Below are 18,713 nucleotides of genomic sequence, written 5' to 3'. Positions count from 1 at the left end.
AATGCCCCGAACGCTACCAAGAGTTGCCGTGTGAGCAAATAGCCCCGCCGCCGCGGAGAATTAAGTAGGGAACCGGTGTTTAGTACGGCGTGATGGCCACCCGGTACATGCTTGCTGAATCGGCACCGAACCGTTTGAGCACTGCCGTCACGGACTCTTCGTGCTCATCGTCCACGGCGACCTGAACCCGCAGGCGGTCCTCGAAGTCCATCTTCCGCTGGTCGCCGCGGAAGTTCTCCGTGCGGACCTTGCCGGAGTAGACGGCGGCATCGGCCAGTTCCATGGATCTGGCGCCGGCGAGCAGCAACGCATCCCGCAGTCCGTCGATGCGGTCCGTGTCCACTGCCGCACTGATCAGATGGATCGGCGGATTGGGCAGGCCGTCGGTCCCGGTGCCCGCGGGCAGGCCGGTTTCCGCGCCCCGTCCGCTGGTGGTGGGCCGGGACGTTATGCCACTGAGCGCATAGCCGGAAGCACCCTGCTGGATACGGTCCAAGTCCTCCTGTTCCGGACCGGGCTCGCGCAGCCCCATGGTGCGGTCGATAATCACGGCGATAATCCAGCTCAGGACGAAGGAAAACAGCACCACGCAGACAACGGCCACAATCTGGTGCCAGAGCAGCAGACCGCCGCCGCCGGAGAAGACGCCGTCCTCGCTGACCGAGTTGATTGAGCTGTCCGCAAAAAAGCCCAGCAGCAACGAACCCAGAACACCGCCAAGGAAATGGACGGCAATGACATCGAGCGCGTCGTCATAGTGCAGTACGTGCTTGAGCCGCACAGCGAAGCAGCACACGCAGCCGGCAATCATCCCGATCAGGAGTGCTGCCCCGGTACCCACATAACCCGCGCACGGAGTAATGGTGGCCAGGCCGGCAACCGCTCCGGACACTGCCCCCACCAGGGTCGAGTGGCCGCTGCTCAGGCGTTCCACGAGCAGCCAGGTCAGCATGGCGGCGCCGCCGGCAACATGCGTGTTGATCAGGGCCTGGGCCGCGATGTCATTGGCCTGCAGTCCGTCACCGGCGTTGAACCCGAACCAGCCGAACCACAGGATTCCTGCGCCAACAAGCATGACCGGCAAGTTGTTGGGAGAGGTCTTGGGATTCGGCCAGCCCCGCCTGCGGCCCACGACCAGCAGCACGGCGATGGCAGCGGCACCGGCAGATGCATGCACCACCATTCCGCCGGCCCAGTCCTGCGCGCCCAGCTGCGTCAGCCATCCCTTGGGGTTCCACAGCCAGCGCGCCACCTGGGGGTAGACGATGATGGACCAGGCGGCCAGGAAAACAGTCCAGCCCGCGAACTTCAGCCGTCCCGCCGTCGCACCTGTCAGCAGCGCCGGCGTGATGATGGCGAACATCATCTGGTAGGCCACAAAAGCAAGCGTGGGGATGGTGATTCCTGCGGCCACGGTGTGGAACTGGGGGGTGTCGACGTCGATCAGGGCGAACGCGTCAAACTCCCCCACCAGTGAGTTCCCCTGGTTGCTGAACGCCAGCGTGTAACCCACGAGAACCCAGGTGATGGTGATGATGCCCAGCGGAATAATGTTCTGCATCATCATGGTCAGGACGTTGCGGACCGGAACCATGCCCCCGTAGAAGAGCGCCAGCCCGGGGGTCATGAACAGGACAAGTCCCGCGCATATGAGGACCCAGGCGGTATCCGCGCCGTTCACGGCCGGCCGTCCCGGTGAAATACGGCTCCGCTACCGGTGCTGACGGTGCGGGCACAGCGGTGAACTGCTCGGTCATTGTGAAGGGGTGGAGCGGCGGGCTTGCAAATGGACATGACATCCCCGTTTCCGGCTCTGCATCAGGTGAGTGAGTGCACCGGGGCCGCTGGCACAGCTGGACCCGGCGCATTGAGCTTACTTCCGTGGACAAAGCCAGGAGAAGGCAACTGCGCACTGGGCGCACGCAAAGGGCCGAAACCGTTCCGGCTTCGGCCCTTTGCGTTTCTCCGGCAGCAGGCGCCGCCAAACCCGCGGTACTGAGCGGTTAGGCGCGCACCATCCCGTGCGGATCGATCACATACTTGCGGGCCACCCCGGAATCGAACTCCCGGTAGGCCTCCGGTGCCTGGTCCAGGCTGATCGCCGTGGCATTCACGGCCTTGGCGATCTGCACCTTGTCATGCAGGATGGCCATCATCAGCTCCCGGTTGTACTTCATCACCGGACACTGCCCGGTGGTGAAGGAAAGCGATTTTGCCCAGCCGGTCCCCAGGTCAAGGCTCAGCGACCCCTTCTGCGCCGCTTCATCCACCCCGCCGGGATCGCCCGTCACATAGAGCCCCGGAATGCCGAGTGCGCCGCCGGCAGCAGTGATGTTCATCAGGGAGTTCAGCACCGTGGCCGGGGCTTCCGTGGCCGAGCCGTGGCCGTGTCCGCGCGCCTCGAACCCGACAGCGTCCACGGCGCAGTCCACTTCGGGAACACCCAGGAGCTGTTCGATCTGGTCCTTTGGATCCCCGAGGGAGACGTCCACTGTCTCGCAGCCGAAACTGCGCGCCTGTGCCAGGCGCTCCTTGTTGAGGTCACCGACGATGACGACGGCGGCGCCCAGCAGCTGCGCTCCGGCAGCCGCGGCCAGCCCCACGGGCCCTGCTCCGGCAATGTAGACGGTGGAGCCCACCCCCACCCCGGCGGTGACAGCACCGTGGTATCCGGTGGGGAAGATGTCCGAGAGCATGGTCAGGTCCAGGATCTTCTCCATGGCCTGGTCCTTGTCCGGGAACCGCAGGAGGTTCCAGTCCGCATACGGAACGAGCACGTACTCGGACTGCCCGCCCACCCAGCCGCCCATGTCCACATATCCGTAGGCACTGCCGGGACGGTCCGGATTCACGTTCAGGCAAATTCCGGTCTTACGTTCCTTGCAGTTCTTGCAGCGCCCGCAGGAAATGTTGAACGGAACCGATACCAGGTCTCCCACAGAGTGGAATTCCACGTCCGGTCCGGTTTCCACGATCTCGCCGGTGATTTCGTGCCCCAGGATCAGATTGGGTGGTGCAGTGGTGCGTCCGCGGACCATGTGCTGGTCCGATCCGCAGATGTTGGAGGTCACCACCTTCAGGATCGCGCCGTGCGGCACCTTGCGTCCCACATTGGCGGGATTTACTCCGGGACCGTCCCGGAGTTCAAATGTTGGGTAGTCGATGTCCTGCACTTCCACGACACCGGGTTCGATGTAGGCTACTCCGCGGTTTCCGCTCATGGGTCTTGGCCTCGTCCTATCGTCGTTGATATGGACCCCGCGGCAGCCTCGGATGCCGGCAAGGTACACCGGACCAAGCGGCTCCGCTCAGGGTGCACCCGAGCCTACAACTCCCAGGGGTGCGGGAACAGAGTGGCGCAGAGGCAATAAAAAACCGCGGAGGCTCCCAGGGGAACCTCCGCGGCCGGACGGGCTGCCGCCGTCGTACGGACAGGGCCGTTGTGGCCGTGCCGGGTACTGCTAGTTGGCCTGGCCGTCGGAACCGGCGGCTGCCTGACCGCTCTCGGAAGCGGCAATCTGCTCGTGGACGGCCTTCATGTCCAGTCCCTTGACCGCGTCCACCAGTTCGCTGAACTGGGAGGCGTTCAGTGCGCCGGGCTGGGAGAAGACGAGGACCTTCTCGCGGAAAGCCATCAGCGTGGGGATGGAGGTGATGCCGGCAGCCGCTGCCAGCCCCTGCTCCTTCTCGGTGTCCACCTTCGCGAAGGTGATGTCGTCATGCTTCTGGGAAACGGCGTCGTAAACCGGCGCGAACTGCTTGCAGGGGCCGCACCAGTCCGCCCAGAAGTCCACGAACACAATGTCGTTTTCCTCAATGGTCTCGGGGAACGTTGCCTCGGTGATGTCGATAGTTGCCATCCTCCAACGCTATCGGCCGTGCCCGGAGATGTCTCTAGCTGTTCGCTCAACGGTGAAGGCGCCTACCCGGCGCGGGCAAGAAAAAACCCGCCCCGACCAGTTTCCTGGTGGAGCGGGTTCTTCCCGTTCGGTGGCAGATACTGGATTCGAACCAGTGAAGGCGTTGCCAGCTGATTTACAGTCAGCCCCCTTTGGCCGCTCGGGTAATCTGCCGAACATCTTCGCGATCAACCTCTTCGCGGAAGACTGCCGCAAGCGACTGCGGCTCAAATAACTTTACAGAACTTTTGCCCAAGATACGAATCGAGATCCAAACACCTCATCTGCGGGCCCTCAACACCCACCTCCGGTTAGAGCCCTCGGGAGATCCTGGACTGCATCTGCGCGTAGAACGAATCGGCCTGCTGCTGCGTTACCGATCCCCAGGCAACAGCGTTGGCCAGGTCCTCGCGGATTCCGGAAAGGCGTTTCGCTGCGGCGGATCCGGCGGCATCCTCTGCCCTGCCGGTGTCCGGTGCGGCGTCGTCGAAACCCTCCAGCGGTGCCAGGAACGACCGCAGCTCGGCCGCTCCGGCAGGAGCTGCAGCAACGCCGACGCCGGTGATGGAGACGGCCGCCAGAACCGACCCCGCTGCGGCGGTGCGCAGCTTGCTCAGCTGGGTGCGGCGGCGGCCTGATTCGGCGGGGACGTTTGCGGTGTCAGTCACCCCCATACTGTTGCCCGCCAAGATGGGACAACTCCCGGGAAAGCCTGAGTGCAACCTGTGAGGGCTGCCACGGATGTCCGGAGCTACTAGGCTGGGAGCAGGAGAAACACAACTACTGCAAGGAGAGCCCATGGCCAGCGAGTCATCATTTGATGTTGTGAGCAAGATCGACAAACAGGAAGTTGCCAACGCCCTGAACCAGGCGCAGAAGGAATTGTCCCAGCGCTACGACTTTAAAGGCGTGGGCGCCGAGGTGGACTTCAGCGGCGAGAAGATCCTGATGAAGGCCAACTCCGAGGAACGCGTCAAGGCGGTCCTGGACGTCCTGCAGTCCAAGCTGGTCAAGCGCGGCATCTCACTGAAGTCCCTCGATGCCGGGGAGCCGTTTGCCTCGGGCAAGGAATACCGGATTGAAGCCTCCATGAAGGAAGGCATTGCCCAGGACCAGGCGAAGAAGATCAACAAGATCATCCGCGATGAAGGCCCCAAGGGCGTGAACTCCCGTATCCAGGGCGACGAGCTGCGTGTCACCTCCAAGTCCCGCGATGATCTCCAGGCCACCATGGCACTGCTCAAGGGCGCCGACCTGGACGTGGATCTGCAGTTCATCAACTACCGCTAAGCCTTCCGCGGTTCACTCACCGTCCCCGGGACCCAATGGCCCAGTGGTCCTGTGGCCCAGCGAGAGTACGACGACGGCGCCGTTCCCCTTTCGGGGGTGCGGCGCCGTCGTCATGCCCGGACCGTGCTCATGCCTGGACGTGCTCATCCTGGGCATCGTTTTGCGTTGCATTCCCCGCTGGAGCACCTCAGCAGGTCTGCAGCTCCGCCCGGGCCGGGGTCAGAAGGGCCTGCCGCGAATCCTTCGTACAGATAGAGGGCTCAAACGGGCCTGCCACGAATCCTTCGTACAGATAGAGGGCTCAAACGGGCCCCAAAGCACCGAATGACCCCTTCATCTGTACGAAGGAATTTTCATCAGCCCGTTATCTGTACGAAGGAGGCCCCGGGCCCGGTTTTGCTCCTAGAGCTGCACGTCTTCGCCGGCCGGGCCGTCTTCGCCGTGGTCGCGCAGATCGCGGCCGCCTACGGCTTCCCCCATCCAGGTCAGCAGTTTCCAGCTGCCGCGCTCGCCTGTGCTGCCGCGCTCGCAGTCACCGCCGCCGTCGCCGTCACCGTCACCGTCAACGGATTCCATCACAGCCACGCCGGTGTTGCTCAGCGCGTTTTCCACGATGAAGTCCGGCGGCGTATTCGCGGCACGGGCGGTGGACCAGGCGCGGATCATCGCGCCGTGGCTGACTATGACGGGGTTAGACAGCCCGGATGCCCGCAGCTCATCGATGACGGCGTCGAACCGGTCAAAGGTTTCCCGGCCGTCGGGTCCGCCGGGCATTCGCACGTCAAGGTCGCCCCTGACCCAGCTGTAAATGGTCTTGAGGTAGGCGACGATGGCGTCGCGGTCATTGCGCATTTCCAAGTCGCCCGCGGAGACCTCGCGCAGGCCGTCCCGCACTTCCACCGGCAAGCCCAGCGCAGCCGCCAGTGGACCGGCGGTGAGCTGGGTGCGGACCAGGTTCGACGCGAAAACGCCGTCGATCGGTTCCCCGGCCAAGGCGTCCGGCAGGGCCGCCGCCTGAGCCAGCCCCAACTCGGTCAGCCCCGGTCCGGGCACTGCAGTGTCGAGGAAGTGTTCCACATTGGACGGAGTCTGGCCGTGCCGGATCAGTATCAGACGCATGGACCCGAGCCTACGGCAGAACCCGGGGCAAGGTCGGGATCCCGTGGCAGGTCAGGAGCCCAGCGGGCGGCCGGCCATGTTTTCCAGCCGGCGGATGCGGTCGGCCATGGGCGGATGGGTGGCCATCAATCCCCGGACCCCGTTGCGGAACGGGTTCGCGATCATCAGGTGCGATGTGTTGACCAGCCTCTGGTCATTGTTCGGAAGAGGTGCCCGCTGGGTGCCGGTTTCCAGCTTGCGCAGGGCAGAGGCGAGCGCCAGCGGATCGTCGGTGAGCCTGGCGCCGTCTTCGTCGGCGTCGTACTCCCGGGTCCGGCCAATGGCCATCTGGATCAGGGAAGCCGCAAACGGAGCCAGGATCGCCATGGCGATCATTGCCAGCGGGTTGGAATTGCGGCGGTCGCCGCCGCCGAAGAAGAGCAGGAACTGGCCCAGCGAGGTGATGACGCCGGCGATGGCTGCCGCGACGGAAGAGGTAAGGATGTCCCGGTTGTAGACGTGCATGAGCTCGTGGCCGAGGACCCCGCGCAGCTCGCGTTCGTTGAGCAGTGCCAGGATCCCCTGGGTGCAGCACACTGCGGCGTGCTGGGGGTTGCGGCCGGTGGCAAAGGCGTTGGGCGCCATGGTGGGCGAGATGTACAGCCGGGGCATCGGCTGGCCGGCACGGGCGGAGAGTTCACGCACAATGCGGTACATCTCCGGCGCCTGGGCTTCCGTAACGGGGACGGCCCGCATGGCGCGGATGGCGAGCTTGTCGCTGTTCCAATAGCTGTACGCCGTGGTGGCCAGCCCGATGAACAGAAAAATCCAGATGAAGCTGGAGTTGCCTGTTCCGCTGGAAAGCAGGGCGCCAATGCCCAGCAGCACGGCGAAGAGCACCCCGAACAGGGCGGCTGTCTTCAGTCCATTGAAATGTTGATGCACTTATGTGATCCTTCCTCGGCGGATCTGGTCGCAACACTGCGGGTGACGACGACGGATCCGCGAATCATCAGTCTATCCACCGGTATCAACGCGCCACAGGGTGGGAGTGTTCCAGAGCGCCCGGGTGCGGGCAATGGCCTGCGACGGACTCTTACGGCTCCGGATGCCGGGCGTCGTACCGGGCGAAATACGGCTGGCTCCGGGCCAGGACAGCCACCAGCGCTACGCAAACCAGTCCCCCGATGACTGCTGCCCAGCCTTCCCCGAGGAAGGATGCGTCCACGCCTGCCACGAGGTCCCCCAGGCGCGGTCCCCCGGCCACCACCACTACAAAGACGCCCTGCAGCCGTCCGCGCATGGCATCCGGGGTTGCGGACTGCAGGATGGTGGAGCGGAAGACTCCGCTGATCGAGTCTGCGATGCCGGCACAGCCCATGGCGACGGCGGCGGGAATCAGCCAGGCGGTGGGTTCGGCGCCGTCGTCGTGCCCGGCCATTACCACCACCACACCGAAGGCGGACACGGACAGGCCCCACGCCACCACTGACCAGAGCACCGCCAGGCCCTGCCTCCGGACCGCACCCAGCGGGCCGGAAAAGAGGCCGGCGAGGAAGGCGCCCACGGCGGTGGCGGCCAGCAGGACACCCACCGTGGTGGCTCCCCCGCCCAGCAGGACGGCGCCGATCGCCGGGAGCAGGGCACGGGGCTGCGCCATGACCATGGCCGCCAGGTCCACCATGAACGTCATGCGGATGTTCGGCCTGGTGGCCAGGAACCGGAATCCCTCCAGCACTGACTTCAGTCCGGCTTTCTGAACCTCTCCCACGGGCGGCATCGGGTCCAGCCGGTACAGGGCCCACATGGCGGCAGTAAAGGTGACGACGTCGATCGTATAGGTCCAGCCGTAGCCCACCCGGGCCACCAGGACCCCTGCCGTCAGCGGGCCGATGGTCATAGCCAGGCCGAAGGTGATCATGCTTAGGGCATTCGCAGCCGGCAGCAGCTCCGGCCGGACCAGCCGCGGAATGATGGCACTGCGCGCAGGCTGGTTCAGGCCGCCCGCCCCGGCGTTAATGGCCACCAGCGCATAGAGCAGCCAGATGTTGCCCAGGCCCGCCCATGCCTGGGCTGCGATCCCGATGGTGGAGCCCCAGAGCAGCACCGAGGAAAAGAGGGCCACCTTGCGCCGGTCGTAGGCGTCCACGATGGATCCGCCGTACAGGCCTGCCACCACCAGGGGCACCAAACCCACCAGGCCAAGCAGCCCGACATAAAAACTTGACTGCGTCAGCGAGTAAACCTCCAGGCTGACGGCCACCAGGGTTAGCTGGGTGCCGACGGCGGAAAGCGCCGTTCCGGTCCAGAGCCGACGGAAATCGGGGCTTTCACGCAGTGGACTGAGGTCAGCGAGGAGTCTGGGCACCCGAGCAGTCTAGACCGGCGCCGGTGCCGGTCCGGCCGCGGAGGTCCGGGACGGGCAGCGGCTGCCTGCCGGAACCGTGCGCGTTAATAGACAGCATGCTTAGGATAGGGGGAACGCCGCTGTTGTCTTACCCGGGAGGTCAGATGTTTATTCGGAACGTTGCGGAGGGCATCCACCGCATTGAGCACGCCTATGTCAACACCTATCTTGTGGAGGACGAGGGCGGGCTCGCCATCATCGACGCCGGCCTGCCGGGCATGTGGCCGGAACTCCAGCGGGCTGTCCGGGACCTCGGCTACGGGCCCGGATCCGTCACGGCCCTGGTCCTGACCCACGCCCATTTTGACCATGTGGGATCCGCAGCCCGCATTCGCAGGGAATTCCGCACGCCGATCCTGGTGCACGACGACGACCGGTACATTGCCGCGCACCCCTACCGGTATGAGCATGAAAACAAGCGGTTCCTCTATCCGGTCCGCTATCCCAAATCCATCCCCTATCTGGGAGCCATGACCCTTGCCGGCGCACTGAACGTCCGCGGCGTCACCGATGTGCACAGCCTGGACTCCGGTACGGGCCCCAGTCTTCCCGGCAAGCCCCGGGTCCTCCTCACCCCGGGTCACACCGCAGGCCACGTGGCCCTGCATTATCCGGACCGGAACGTGGTGATCTGCGGAGACTCCCTGGTGACCCTCAACCCGTACACGGGGGCAAAGGGCCCGCAGATTGTGTCCGGTGCCGCCACCGCCAACAGCCCGCAGGCCCTCGCATCCCTGGAACGGCTTGCAGAGACCGGGGCCGGCACGCTGCTGACCGGACACGGCGAGCCGTGGACGAAGGGGGCACAGCCGGCCGTGGAGCAGGCACTGGCGCGCGGGGCCTCCTAGCTTCCGGGTTGTCCTAGCTTCCAGCTCCTAGGTTCCGGGTCCTCATTCCCGGGTCCTAGTTACCGCCGGACGCCGGGCCGCCGGCTGATGAGCCGTCCCCCGCGCCTGCCTCCAGTTCGCGCTCCAGGACCTCCAGCAGCCGGGGATCTCCGATCGGCCGGAAGTGGCCCATGGTTTCCAGCTGTATGTTCCGCGCCCCGGGAAGTTGGCTGCCGCCCGGAATGTGCGGGTCAAAGCGGCTGTACACCGAGGTGATGCGGGAATTGATGTCCCGGCTGTCCTGCAGCCGGCGAAGAAATTTGTTCCGCGGCGAGAAGGCACGGATGGACGGCACCAGGAAGAACGTGGCGTACACCGATCCGGAGAAGGGGGTGTTGACGGCGACCATGCGCTTGATCCTGCGGCTGCCCTCCGGCAGGAGCATCAGCTCCTTTCCGATCAGCCCGCCCTTGCTGTGCGCCACCACCACGGCCTCGGTCAGGTCCCGGTCCACCAGATACTGCTGGACCAGCGCCGCCATGCGGTCAATCCGGCCGCGGTTGTAGCCCAGCGGTGCCACCGTGTGCACCGGGTGGCCCTGCGCGGAGAGCGCCTCGGCCAGCGGGCGGAGGAACTGCCAGTTTTCATAAACGCCCGGAATGAGGATGACCGGAGACTTGCGGGCGCCTCCCACCGGCGTCAAGAACTTGGCGGGATCCTTCCGGAACAGGAAACCGTTCACCTGCCAGTACCCCACGTACGCATAGTCCGCGGCCCAGGCACGGGCGTAGGTGAACCAGCGCCGCCAACGCTTCGGATTCTGCTGCCTCCGGTTCACCGCGCGAGGGCTGCTTCCCGCAACAATTCAGCCGTCCGGGCCGGTTCGGTGAACATGCACACGTGCGGCTGCCCCGGCAGTTCCACGGCAACGGCTCCCGGCCGGGCGGCGGCCAGTTCCTGCAGCCAGCGGGCAGGCACAATGGGATCCCTGGCACCACGGACCAGTGTCACCGGCGCCAGCACTTTGCCGATGCGCTCCTCCAGCGGATGCCGCACCATCTTTGGCAGGGTGCGCAGATACCACAGCGGTCCGGCACGCAGATAGTCGGTGAAGACAATCCAGTTGACGGCAGCAGATTCCCGCAGGCAGTCCTGTGCCAGCCGCAGACCCTGCAGCACGGCATGGCGTTCGCCGCGGTTAATGGTGGGGCCCAGCAGCACCACGGAGGTGACCAGCTCCGGTGCCTGCAGCGCCATTTCCGTCACCACCTGGCACCCCATGGAGTGGCCCACCCACTGCGCCGGCCCAATCCCGGCGGCCCGCAGCGCTTCACAGTTCACGGCGGCGAAGTCCGCCATCCCCAGACTGCCGTCGGGCCGGGGCGTTGAACCGAACCCCGGCATCTCCAGGGTATGGACAGTGGAAGTCCGCGCCAGTTCCTCCACCAGCCGGGAGAAATAGCGCCCGGATGCTCCAATGCCGTGCACCAGCACCACGTGGTCCGCGCCGCCGCCGTAGGTGCGGATGTCGACGTCGTACTCCCCCGCCCGCACCCGCTGATGGACCGGCCGCATCTTGGTGCCTGCCAAAGGATTCCCCTGCTCTCTGTTGCAACGTGCCCGAATACCTGAACCAGACTAGTGTGCCACCGCGCGTCTTATTATGAATTATTCATAATAAGTGGTTAGCTGGTGGACATGACCTCACCAGCAGCCTCCGCAAAGACCACCGCCAAGTGGTCCGAAGAGCTGCGTGCCCACGGACGCCGGGTCACGAAACAGCGTCTGGCGGTCCTCACCGCCGTCGAACAGTTCCCGCACGCGGTGGCCGACGACGTCGCTTCCGCAGTGCGCACCGACCTTCCGGACATCAGCCTGCAGTCGGTCTACGTGGTCCTGGCGGACCTGACCGAGACCGGGCTGCTGCGGAAAATCGAGCCGCCGCACTCCCCGGCCCGGTACGAGACCCGCGTGGATGACAACCATCACCACGCGATCTGCACCGGCTGCGGCCGGATCGAGGACGTGGACTGCGCCGTCGGACACGCGCCCTGCCTCACCCCGGAAAACACCCACGGCATGACCATCCAGATTGCGGATGTGCTCTACCGCGGACTCTGCGCCGACTGCGCAGCAAAAGCTTCCTGACTTCCCCAGCATCACCTGAAAGAAAGAGAGAGTATGTCGAATTTCACCACCACCCAGACCGGCACTCCGGTTGGCAGCGATGCCAACTCGCTGAGCGCCGGAGCCAACGGAGCCATTGCGCTGCACGACCGTTACCTGGTCGAGAAGCTCGCCCAGTTCAACCGCGAGCGGATCCCGGAGCGCATTGTGCACGCCAAGGGCGGCGGCGCATTCGGTGAATTTGTTGTCACTGAAGATGTCTCGAAGTACACGCGTGCCGCTGTCTTCCAGCCCGGCACCGTGACGGACACCGTTCAGCGCTTCTCCTCGGTGGCCGGCGAGCAGGGCTCCCCCGACACCTGGCGCGACGTCCGCGGCTTCGCGATGCGTTTCTACACGTCCGAGGGCAACTACGACATCGTCGGCAACAACACTCCGGTGTTCTTCATCCGCGACGGCATCAAGTTCCCGGACTTCATCCACTCCCAGAAGCGCCTCCCGGGCTCCGGCCTGCGCGACGCTGACATGCAGTGGGATTTCTGGACGAACTCCCCCGAGTCCGCACACCAGGTCACGTACCTGATGGGTGACCGCGGCATCCCGACGTCCTGGCGCGAAATGCCCGGCTTCGGCTCGCACACCTACCAGTGGATCAACGCCGCCGGTGAGCGTTTCTGGGTGAAGTACCACTTCACGTCCAACCAGGGCAACCACGAGATCAACGGTGCCGAGGCCGAGAAGATCGCCGGCGCCGACGCCGACTACTACCGCCGCGACCTGTACGAGGCCATCGCCGAAGGCAACTTCCCGTCCTGGGACCTGCACGTGCAGGTCATGCCGTACGAAGATGCCAAGACGTACCGGTTCAACCCGTTCGACCTGACCAAGGTCTGGCCGCACGCGGACTACCCGCTGATCAAGGTGGGTACCCACACCCTGAACCGGAACCCGGAGAACTTCTTCGCGCAGATCGAACAGGTTGCCCTGTCCCCCGCGAACCTGGTCCCCGGCATTGACGCCAGCCCGGACAAGATGCTGATGGCCCGCATCTTCTCCTACCCGGATGCACAGCGTTACCGCATCGGCGCCAACTACAACCAGCTGCCGGTGAACGCACCGAAGGCTCCGGTGAACAACTACTCGCAGGACGGCGCCCAGCGCCACTTCTTCAACTCCCCCGAGACCCCGGTCTACGCGCCCAACACCCTGGGCGGCCCCGTAGCCGACGCCGCACGTGCCGGTGAAGGATCCTGGGAGAGCGACGGCATGCTGGTGCGCGCCGCCGCTACCCTGCACTCCGAGGACAGCGACTTCGGCCAGGCCGGCACGCTGTACCGCGAGGTGTTCGACGACGCCGCCAAGGAGCGTTTCCTGGAAACGATCACCGGTGCCGTCTCCGGCGTGCAGCGTCCGCACATCCGCGAAGCAGCGATCCAGTACTGGACCAACGTTGACGCGACCCTGGGCGAGAAGCTGCGCCTGAACCTGGCCTCCGGCGACACGACGCCCATCGAAAAGGCTGAGTTTGTGGGCGTTTCGGAGTAATTCCGTAACCTGCTGATACCGGTTTCCGGCAGCTCAGCCTCACACAGCAGCGGCCGGTCCCTTCGGGGGCCGGCCGCTTTTGTGTCCCTCCCTCTCCCTCTCCCCCACGCTCCCCCGCGAAATAGCAGAAGGTGCACGCCCCAGCGCTCAGAGAAGCACTTTCTGCCATCTCGCGTGGACGGGTGGGAGGGGGAGCACTGCCGGAACCCGCTCGCGCTAGCGGTTGGGCCAGTACCAGATGATCAGCATGGTCACCAGGAATCCGGTAAGGAAGTTCAGCTTCAGGAACCTCTTCCAGCCGGCATTGGCCCGCTCGGAATCGGCATCGGAGATCCCCAGGAACGGCAGCAGGTTGAGGATGTACGGCAGCGCCAGCAGTCCGCCCAGGGAAGCGGGCCAGGGGGTCAGCAGCATCAGCAGTCCGCCGGCGAGGTAGGCAGCGGCCGCAATGCGGACCACGGTTTTCGCGCCGAGCACCGTCGCGATGGAGCTGATGCCGCCTTCACGGTCCGGCACCACGTCCTGCACGGCGCCAAAGGCCTGGCTGGCCATGCCCCAGAGGAAGAACGCCCCCAGCACGGCCCACAATCCGGGGGTGAACACGGCTCCGGCCAGGACCAGCCCGTAGACCGCCGGGGACACAAAGTGCGTGCTGGAGGTGATCGAGTCCAGGAAGGGACGTTCCTTGAACCGAAGCCCGGGCGCACTGTAGGCGATGACGGCAAAAACGCTGATTGCCAGCACCAGCCAGGACAGCGGACTGCCCAGCAGCACCAGCGCGATGAGGAACGGCACGTTCGTGGCCAGCGCAGCCCACAGGGTGATGCGGTGGAATCCGCGGTCCAGCACCGCACCCTCCACGCCGCCCTTGCGGGGATTGTGCAGGTCCGACTCGTAGTCGAAAACGTCGTTGATCCCGTACATCGCCAGGTTGTACGGAATCAGGAAGTACAGGGTTCCCAGCACCCAGGTTAGGTCGATCCGGCCGGTGGTGATCAGGTACGCCGCGGCAAACGGATAGGCCGTATTCACCCAGGACAGCGGCCGGGAGGAGACCAGCAGCATCCGCAGCGTCGAGCCCGGGGTCCGGGTTGATGTGCTCACTGGTTCTCCTTGGTGTTCGCGTTGGCTTGATCAGTGACGTTGGCTGGATCGGCGGCAGCGCGCTTGCCCGGCGATCCCCTGCGTCCCAGCAGCATCCACAGCGCCGGCAGCAGCATGACCGCAGCCAGCGTGTAGGCGAAGTCCTCCAACGGGGCACTGCCAATGAAGGCGCCGGAAATGCGCTCCGGGTTGTAGCCGAACAGCCCGGCGGCAATCATCACGTTGTCGAACACGGCGGTCAGGATCAGGAGCACGACGGCGGTGATCCCCAATGCGGCCAGGACACCCTTTCTGCCCGGTCCGGGGACGGTGCGGCGCAGCAGCGCGAGGATCAGCACCGCGGCTGCCGGAATCAGGAAGACGGCGTTCAGCGCCCAGTAGGTCACCGGTTCACGTCCTGCCGGGAGCCGGCGCGGCGCAGCACCATCGAGACCAGGCCAAACAGGACCATCGTCAGGTAGCAGAGGAAGGCCAGGAAGAAGACCTCCTCGACGGGCAGGTGCGGGGCCAGGACGAGGCCGAGCATGACGGGGGTTTCACCGCGGTAGAAGATGTCCAGCCCAATGCCGCCCAGGTCCCACAGCAGGAAGAACGCCAGTCCGATGACCGTGACCAGTGCTGCCCGACGCGCGTCGGCGAAGAAGAAGAGCTTAAACCGGTGGTCCAGAAGCCCCATGCAGCCAATGGAAGCCAGCAGCAGGAGAAGGTAGAGAAACCCCACTAGGCGCCGCTTCCCGGTGCCCGGAACGTGCCGGACTTTCCGGCACCCCGGCCGGAGCCGCGGCCCGGAACCGGCAGCTCTTCAGTGCTGGTGTCACCGCGCAGGCGCTTGAGCACCAGCTCGGCACTGATCAGGCACATCGGCAGGCCGATGCCCGGAAGCGTGGAACCACCGGCATAGAGCAGCCCGTCCACTTTGCGGCTGGCGTTGGAACCGCGGAAGAAGGCACTCTGCTTCAGGACGTGGGCGGGGCCAAGCAGCGTTCCGCGCCAGGAATTGAGGTCCGAGACAAAGTCCTGCGGTCCTACGGTTCTGCGGACGGTGATCCGTTCGGCGAGGTCAGGGATGTTCGCCCACTCGGAAATCTGGGCGATCACGGCGTCGGCCATCCGCTCGATCCGCTCATCGCCGCCGCCGTCCATGCCGCCGGCACCCAGGGACGGATCCGAGGGCACCGGCACCAGGACAAAGATGTTCTCAAACCCCTCCGGAGCGGCGTCCGGGTCCGTGGCGCTGGGCCGGCAGACATAGAGCGACGCCGGATCCGGCACGGAGGTTTCCTTGCCGAAAATCTTGCCGAAGTTCTCTTCCCAGTCCTTCGTGAAGAGCAGCGTGTGGTGGGCCAGGGACGGCAGCTCTCCCCGGACGCCCAGGTGCAGCAGCAACCCGCCCGGGCCTGGAACACGGTGTTTCCAATAGCTTTCCGGATAGGTCTGCAGGTGCCGCGGCAGCAGCGAGGTTTCCGTGTGGTGCAGATCCGCGGCGGAAACCACCACGTCCGCATCCAAAACCAATGTCTGCCCGGCAACGTTGGTGTACTCGACGCCGGTGGCCCGGGCAGCGGACCCCCGCCGGAAACGGCTCAGGCGTCCCCGGCCTGCCGGACCCGCAGCCGGCTCGGCGGTGCGGATTCGGGTAACTGTGGCATCGGTGCGGATGGTGACACCCTCCGCGGTGGCCAGGTCAGCAATGACGCTGATAAGCCGGGTGAAGCCGCCCATCGGATAGAGCACACCGTCGGCCAGGTCCAGCCTGCTCATCAGGTGATACATGCTGGGCGTGGTGAACGGGGAGGAACCCAGGAATACCGCCGGGTAACCCAGGATCTGCCGGATCCGTGGGTCCGTAAACTTTCCTGCCACAAACGAACTCAGCGGCTGCAGCAGCAGCTGCGCCAGCCGGGGGCCGCGCTTGAGCACATCGGCACGCAGCAGGGGCAGGAAGGAAGCGAAGGTGGAATACAGGAAGCGCTTCTTGGCCATGTCGTACACGTCCACGGCGGAATCCAGGTACTTTTCCAGCTTGGCTCCGGCGCCGGGCTCAAGGGATTCAAACAGCTTGACGTTTTCGGCACGGGTGGCGGCAATGTCCACCGGCTCCTCGGCCCCCTCAAAAAGGACCCGGTAGCCGGGATCGAGCTGGACCAGGTCCAGCTGCTCGTCGGCGGAGGTGCCCATCAGGGCAAAGAAGTGGTCGAAGACTTCGGGCATCAGGTACCAGGACGGCCCGGTGTCAAAGCTGAATCCGGCACTCTGCCAGGTCCCGGTTCGCCCGCCGGGGACGGGCTGCTTCTCCAGGATGGTGACGCTCAGACCTTCCCGCGCCAGCAGCGCAGCGGTGGCCAGGCCGGTGATGCCGCCGCCAATGACGACGGCGGTGCGGGGCGGTGCGGGAACGGTCCTGCGGGTCATGGCTGCCTTCCGGCCTTGGTGCGGCGAAGCGCCGGGCGGCGGACGCGGTGAGTGAGGAGAACTTCGGCGGCAATGCGCAGCTTTACCGGGTTGGGCACCCGGATGCGGGTGCTGCGCAGTTCGCTGGCCGGGGTGGCGCGCAGCCGGCGGGACAGTTCGCTGAAGAGTTCCTGCGCCAGCGCGACGGCGGCGCGGGCCGACGGCGGGAGCTCGGCGATGGCAGCACCGGAAACCAGCAGGTCGGCGTCGATGTCATCCAGCAGGCGGTGTTTGTCGGCCTCCGAAAAGGACGCCACGCTGATGCCGGGAAAATAGCTGCGGCCGAGTTCGTCAAAGTCGGCGGCAAGATCGCGGAGGAAATTGACCTTCTGGAAGGCGGCTCCCAGTCGCTGGGCGCCCTCCCGAAGCCGTTTGGCGCGGTCCTCGCTGACCTCGGTGCCTTGCAGGAAGCACAGCAGGCACATCAGGCCAATAACCTCCGCCGAGCCGTAGACGTAGTCGTCAAAGGACTCGGCGGTGTGCTCGGCGCGGAGCAGGTCCGCCCGCATGGAACGGAAGAACGGGACTGTCAGCTCCTCGGTGATGCCGGTGCTCCGGGCCGTCAGGGCAAAGGCATGCACCACAAGGTTCACGCTGTAGCCGGTGCGCAGGGCCTGCAGGGTGTCAGCCTCCAGCGCATCCAGCACCCGGGCCACCTCGGCAGGCGGCAGATCGGCTGCGGCTGCCACGCCGTCCACGATTTCATCTGCGAGGCGCACCAGCGCGTAAATGCATTCAATCTGCAGCCGGGTCCCGGGATCCAGCAGCCGGGAGGCCAGGCCAAAGGAGGTGGAGTAGGAACCGATCACCACGGATGCCGTTTGAACTGCCACCTTGTTGTAGAGCGCCAGGCCGCTTTCACGGTCCATCCCCTACCGCCCCCGGTTCACGGCGCCGGCTACGATGCGTTCCAGCACCAGGCGCAGCGACGGCGGGATGGATGGACAGTCCAAGTGGGACCGGGCGCGGTCTGCGTATTCCTCCGCCAGGGACCGGGCATAATCACGGGCGCCGGAGCTGATCAGCAGTTCCCGGGCACGGTCCGCTTCCTCGGCAGTCAGGTCCGGGCAGCCGATCAGGTGTGAGAGTTCCGCCCAGGCCTCTCCGCGGGCGGCATGGGCAATGAGGACCGTGCGCTTTCCTTCGCGCAAATCGCTTAGGTTCGATTTCCCGGTGGCGCTCTCCTTGCCGAAAACCCCCAGCAGGTCATCAACCAGCTGATAGGCGATTCCGGTGTCCCGGCCAAAATCACCGAGGGTGGTCACGGCGTCGTCGTCCGCTCCGGCCAGCACCGCGCCGGCCTGGAGCGGGGCTTCGAAGGAATACACCGCGGTTTTCAGCCGCTCCATGTCCAGGATCTCGGGAATTTGCGGAGCTCCCGGCGAGAAGGAAAAGTCGACGTCGATCAGCTCACCGGCGGCGGACGCGAACACTGCCTCATCGAGTATCGCGGCCAGGCGGAGCCGGGTCGCCGAATCAGTGTCCACGGTATCCAGCATCCGGAATGCTCCCACCAGTGCCAGGTCCCCGGCAATGATTCCAGCTGACATGCCGCGATGCCGGGCCGATTCCGCGGTCTGCCCGGAAGTCTCGGCCAAGGACCGGTACGTGCCGGAGACGTTCTGGTGCCCGCGGCGCATGAAATCCAGGTCGATGACGTCATCGTGCACGATCAGGGCGGTGTGCAGCAGTTCAAAGGCAGCACCAACTCTGGCCGCCGCCTCCGTGTCGGTGCCGCCCAGGTGCTGGTACGCGGTCATCAGGATGCCCGGGCGGACCCGCTTGCCGCCGGACGTGGATTTTTCCAGTGTTTCCCAGAGGCTAAGGTAGCTGGGACTGAGTTTGGCCGCGCGAAGCTTCGCCTGTCCAAAAAATTCCTGCAGGACACTTTCCACCTGCTCACGTCCGATGGCTGGGTCAAGCAGGGGTTCGGTCTCCATAGGTCCAGTAAACACGGTGAATATA

19 protein-coding genes and 1 tRNA gene are annotated in these 18,713 nt (G+C 65.4%); 4 read left to right on the top strand and 16 right to left on the bottom strand.

Going from position 1 to position 18,713, the window contains the following annotated elements:
- Nucleotides 1-79: 79 nt before the first annotated feature.
- The 5 genes from amt to ACIQXM_RS10145 form a co-directional block, all read right to left on the bottom strand.
- Nucleotides 80-1,681, bottom strand: coding sequence for an ammonium transporter (gene amt, locus ACIQXM_RS10165; RefSeq protein ID WP_400931062.1), 1,602 nt, complete (start codon nucleotides 1,679-1,681; stop codon nucleotides 80-82).
- A 322-nt stretch (nucleotides 1,682-2,003) separates the two neighbouring features.
- The gene (gene fdhA / locus ACIQXM_RS10160) at nucleotides 2,004-3,221 is read right to left on the bottom strand and encodes a formaldehyde dehydrogenase, glutathione-independent (protein WP_400931060.1); all 1,218 of its coding nucleotides are present in this window, start codon (nucleotides 3,219-3,221) and stop codon (nucleotides 2,004-2,006) included.
- A gap of 240 nt (nucleotides 3,222-3,461) precedes the next feature.
- Nucleotides 3,462-3,860: a thioredoxin gene (gene trxA / locus ACIQXM_RS10155; protein WP_400931058.1), complete on the bottom strand. Its 399-nt coding sequence runs from the start codon at nucleotides 3,858-3,860 to the stop codon at nucleotides 3,462-3,464.
- A gap of 131 nt (nucleotides 3,861-3,991) precedes the next feature.
- Nucleotides 3,992-4,073 (bottom strand) — tRNA-Tyr (locus tag ACIQXM_RS10150).
- A 137-nt stretch (nucleotides 4,074-4,210) separates the two neighbouring features.
- Nucleotides 4,211-4,567 (bottom strand): hypothetical protein, encoded by a 357-nt coding sequence (locus ACIQXM_RS10145; protein WP_400931056.1) that lies wholly within the window; start codon nucleotides 4,565-4,567, stop codon nucleotides 4,211-4,213.
- A gap of 130 nt (nucleotides 4,568-4,697) precedes the next feature.
- Between ACIQXM_RS10145 and ACIQXM_RS10140 the strand changes: the two genes are divergently transcribed.
- Nucleotides 4,698-5,189, top strand: a complete 492-nt coding sequence (locus tag ACIQXM_RS10140) for a YajQ family cyclic di-GMP-binding protein (RefSeq protein ID WP_290169697.1) — start codon at nucleotides 4,698-4,700, stop codon at nucleotides 5,187-5,189.
- A gap of 402 nt (nucleotides 5,190-5,591) precedes the next feature.
- Here the strand turns inward: ACIQXM_RS10140 and ACIQXM_RS10135 are convergent, their stop codons facing one another.
- From ACIQXM_RS10135 to ACIQXM_RS10125, 3 genes are all read right to left on the bottom strand, one after another.
- The gene (locus ACIQXM_RS10135) at nucleotides 5,592-6,308 is read right to left on the bottom strand and encodes a histidine phosphatase family protein (protein WP_400931054.1); all 717 of its coding nucleotides are present in this window, start codon (nucleotides 6,306-6,308) and stop codon (nucleotides 5,592-5,594) included.
- Between the two features lie 51 nt (nucleotides 6,309-6,359).
- Nucleotides 6,360-7,232: a zinc metalloprotease HtpX gene (gene htpX, locus ACIQXM_RS10130; protein WP_400931052.1), complete on the bottom strand. Its 873-nt coding sequence runs from the start codon at nucleotides 7,230-7,232 to the stop codon at nucleotides 6,360-6,362.
- 151 nt (nucleotides 7,233-7,383) lie between these two features.
- Nucleotides 7,384-8,655: an MFS transporter gene (locus ACIQXM_RS10125; protein WP_400931050.1), complete on the bottom strand. Its 1,272-nt coding sequence runs from the start codon at nucleotides 8,653-8,655 to the stop codon at nucleotides 7,384-7,386.
- 143 nt (nucleotides 8,656-8,798) lie between these two features.
- On the opposite strand from ACIQXM_RS10125, the gene ACIQXM_RS10120 reads away from it, so the two are divergent.
- Nucleotides 8,799-9,542, top strand: a complete 744-nt coding sequence (locus tag ACIQXM_RS10120) for an MBL fold metallo-hydrolase (protein ID WP_400931048.1) — start codon at nucleotides 8,799-8,801, stop codon at nucleotides 9,540-9,542.
- A 55-nt stretch (nucleotides 9,543-9,597) separates the two neighbouring features.
- Here ACIQXM_RS10120 and ACIQXM_RS10115 read toward each other — a convergent pair whose 3' ends face one another.
- Together ACIQXM_RS10115 and ACIQXM_RS10110 are read right to left on the bottom strand one after the other, a co-directional pair.
- On the bottom strand, nucleotides 9,598-10,359 hold the full coding sequence (locus ACIQXM_RS10115) for an esterase/lipase family protein (protein ID WP_400931046.1): 762 nt from the start codon (nucleotides 10,357-10,359) through the stop codon (nucleotides 9,598-9,600).
- Complete coding sequence (locus tag ACIQXM_RS10110) at nucleotides 10,356-11,111, bottom strand: alpha/beta fold hydrolase (RefSeq protein WP_400931044.1); 756 nt, start codon at nucleotides 11,109-11,111, stop codon at nucleotides 10,356-10,358. The genes ACIQXM_RS10115 and ACIQXM_RS10110 overlap by 4 nt, the downstream gene beginning before the upstream one ends.
- 108 nt (nucleotides 11,112-11,219) lie before the next feature.
- Between ACIQXM_RS10110 and ACIQXM_RS10105 the strand changes: the two genes are divergently transcribed.
- Nucleotides 11,220-11,669: a Fur family transcriptional regulator gene (locus ACIQXM_RS10105; RefSeq protein ID WP_400931042.1), complete on the top strand. Its 450-nt coding sequence runs from the start codon at nucleotides 11,220-11,222 to the stop codon at nucleotides 11,667-11,669.
- 33 nt (nucleotides 11,670-11,702) lie between these two features.
- Nucleotides 11,703-13,193 (top strand): catalase, encoded by a 1,491-nt coding sequence (locus ACIQXM_RS10100; protein WP_400931040.1) that lies wholly within the window; start codon nucleotides 11,703-11,705, stop codon nucleotides 13,191-13,193.
- Nucleotides 13,194-13,409: 216 nt separating this feature from the next.
- Here the strand turns inward: ACIQXM_RS10100 and ACIQXM_RS10095 are convergent, their stop codons facing one another.
- The 6 genes from ACIQXM_RS10095 to ACIQXM_RS10070 are packed head-to-tail and all read right to left on the bottom strand — an operon-like array spanning nucleotide 13,410 to nucleotide 18,688.
- On the bottom strand, nucleotides 13,410-14,258 hold the full coding sequence (locus ACIQXM_RS10095) for a prenyltransferase (protein WP_400931882.1): 849 nt from the start codon (nucleotides 14,256-14,258) through the stop codon (nucleotides 13,410-13,412).
- Between the two features lie 35 nt (nucleotides 14,259-14,293).
- Nucleotides 14,294-14,683 (bottom strand): lycopene cyclase domain-containing protein, encoded by a 390-nt coding sequence (locus ACIQXM_RS10090; RefSeq protein ID WP_400931038.1) that lies wholly within the window; start codon nucleotides 14,681-14,683, stop codon nucleotides 14,294-14,296.
- The gene (locus ACIQXM_RS10085; protein ID WP_400931036.1) at nucleotides 14,680-15,018 is read right to left on the bottom strand and encodes a lycopene cyclase domain-containing protein; all 339 of its coding nucleotides are present in this window, start codon (nucleotides 15,016-15,018) and stop codon (nucleotides 14,680-14,682) included. Before ACIQXM_RS10085 ends, ACIQXM_RS10090 begins: the two co-directional genes overlap by 4 nt.
- Entirely contained in the window at nucleotides 15,018-16,709 is a 1,692-nt protein-coding gene (gene crtI / locus ACIQXM_RS10080; protein WP_400931034.1) for a phytoene desaturase family protein, read from the bottom strand. The genes ACIQXM_RS10085 and crtI overlap by 1 nt, the downstream gene beginning before the upstream one ends.
- Nucleotides 16,706-17,617 carry a phytoene/squalene synthase family protein gene (locus ACIQXM_RS10075; protein ID WP_400931032.1) on the bottom strand — a complete coding sequence of 304 codons (912 nt, stop codon included), beginning with the start codon at nucleotides 17,615-17,617 and terminating at the stop codon, nucleotides 16,706-16,708. Before ACIQXM_RS10075 ends, crtI begins: the two co-directional genes overlap by 4 nt.
- Before the next feature lie 3 nt (nucleotides 17,618-17,620).
- Complete coding sequence (locus ACIQXM_RS10070) at nucleotides 17,621-18,688, bottom strand: polyprenyl synthetase family protein (RefSeq protein ID WP_400931030.1); 1,068 nt, start codon at nucleotides 18,686-18,688, stop codon at nucleotides 17,621-17,623.
- Nucleotides 18,689-18,713: the final 25 nt, after the last annotated feature.

This window comes from Arthrobacter sp. NPDC097144, assembly GCF_044762205.1.
In the GTDB taxonomy this organism is placed as follows: Bacteria; Actinomycetota; Actinomycetes; order Actinomycetales; family Micrococcaceae; genus Arthrobacter_B.
The sequence above is the reverse complement of the archived record's forward strand: the minus strand, read 5'-3'. Positions and strand labels throughout refer to the sequence as shown.

Excerpts from the sequence above, each read along its gene's own strand:
- fdhA (WP_400931060.1), bottom strand. The coding sequence starts at position 3,221 with ATGAGCGGAAACCGCGGAGTAGCCTACATCGAACCCGGTGTCGTGGAA.
- trxA (WP_400931058.1), bottom strand. The coding sequence starts at position 3,860 with ATGGCAACTATCGACATCACCGAGGCAACGTTCCCCGAGACCATTGAG.
- ACIQXM_RS10140 (WP_290169697.1), top strand. The coding sequence starts at position 4,698 with ATGGCCAGCGAGTCATCATTTGATGTTGTGAGCAAGATCGACAAACAG.
- ACIQXM_RS10135 (WP_400931054.1), bottom strand. The coding sequence starts at position 6,308 with ATGCGTCTGATACTGATCCGGCACGGCCAGACTCCGTCCAATGTGGAA.
- ACIQXM_RS10120 (WP_400931048.1), top strand. The coding sequence starts at position 8,799 with ATGTTTATTCGGAACGTTGCGGAGGGCATCCACCGCATTGAGCACGCC.
- ACIQXM_RS10105 (WP_400931042.1), top strand. The coding sequence starts at position 11,220 with ATGACCTCACCAGCAGCCTCCGCAAAGACCACCGCCAAGTGGTCCGAA.
- ACIQXM_RS10100 (WP_400931040.1), top strand. The coding sequence starts at position 11,703 with ATGTCGAATTTCACCACCACCCAGACCGGCACTCCGGTTGGCAGCGAT.
- ACIQXM_RS10095 (WP_400931882.1), bottom strand. The coding sequence starts at position 14,258 with ATGCTGCTGGTCTCCTCCCGGCCGCTGTCCTGGGTGAATACGGCCTAT.
- crtI (WP_400931034.1), bottom strand. The coding sequence starts at position 16,709 with ATGACCCGCAGGACCGTTCCCGCACCGCCCCGCACCGCCGTCGTCATT.
- ACIQXM_RS10075 (WP_400931032.1), bottom strand. The coding sequence starts at position 17,617 with ATGGACCGTGAAAGCGGCCTGGCGCTCTACAACAAGGTGGCAGTTCAA.
- ACIQXM_RS10070 (WP_400931030.1), bottom strand. The coding sequence starts at position 18,688 with ATGGAGACCGAACCCCTGCTTGACCCAGCCATCGGACGTGAGCAGGTG.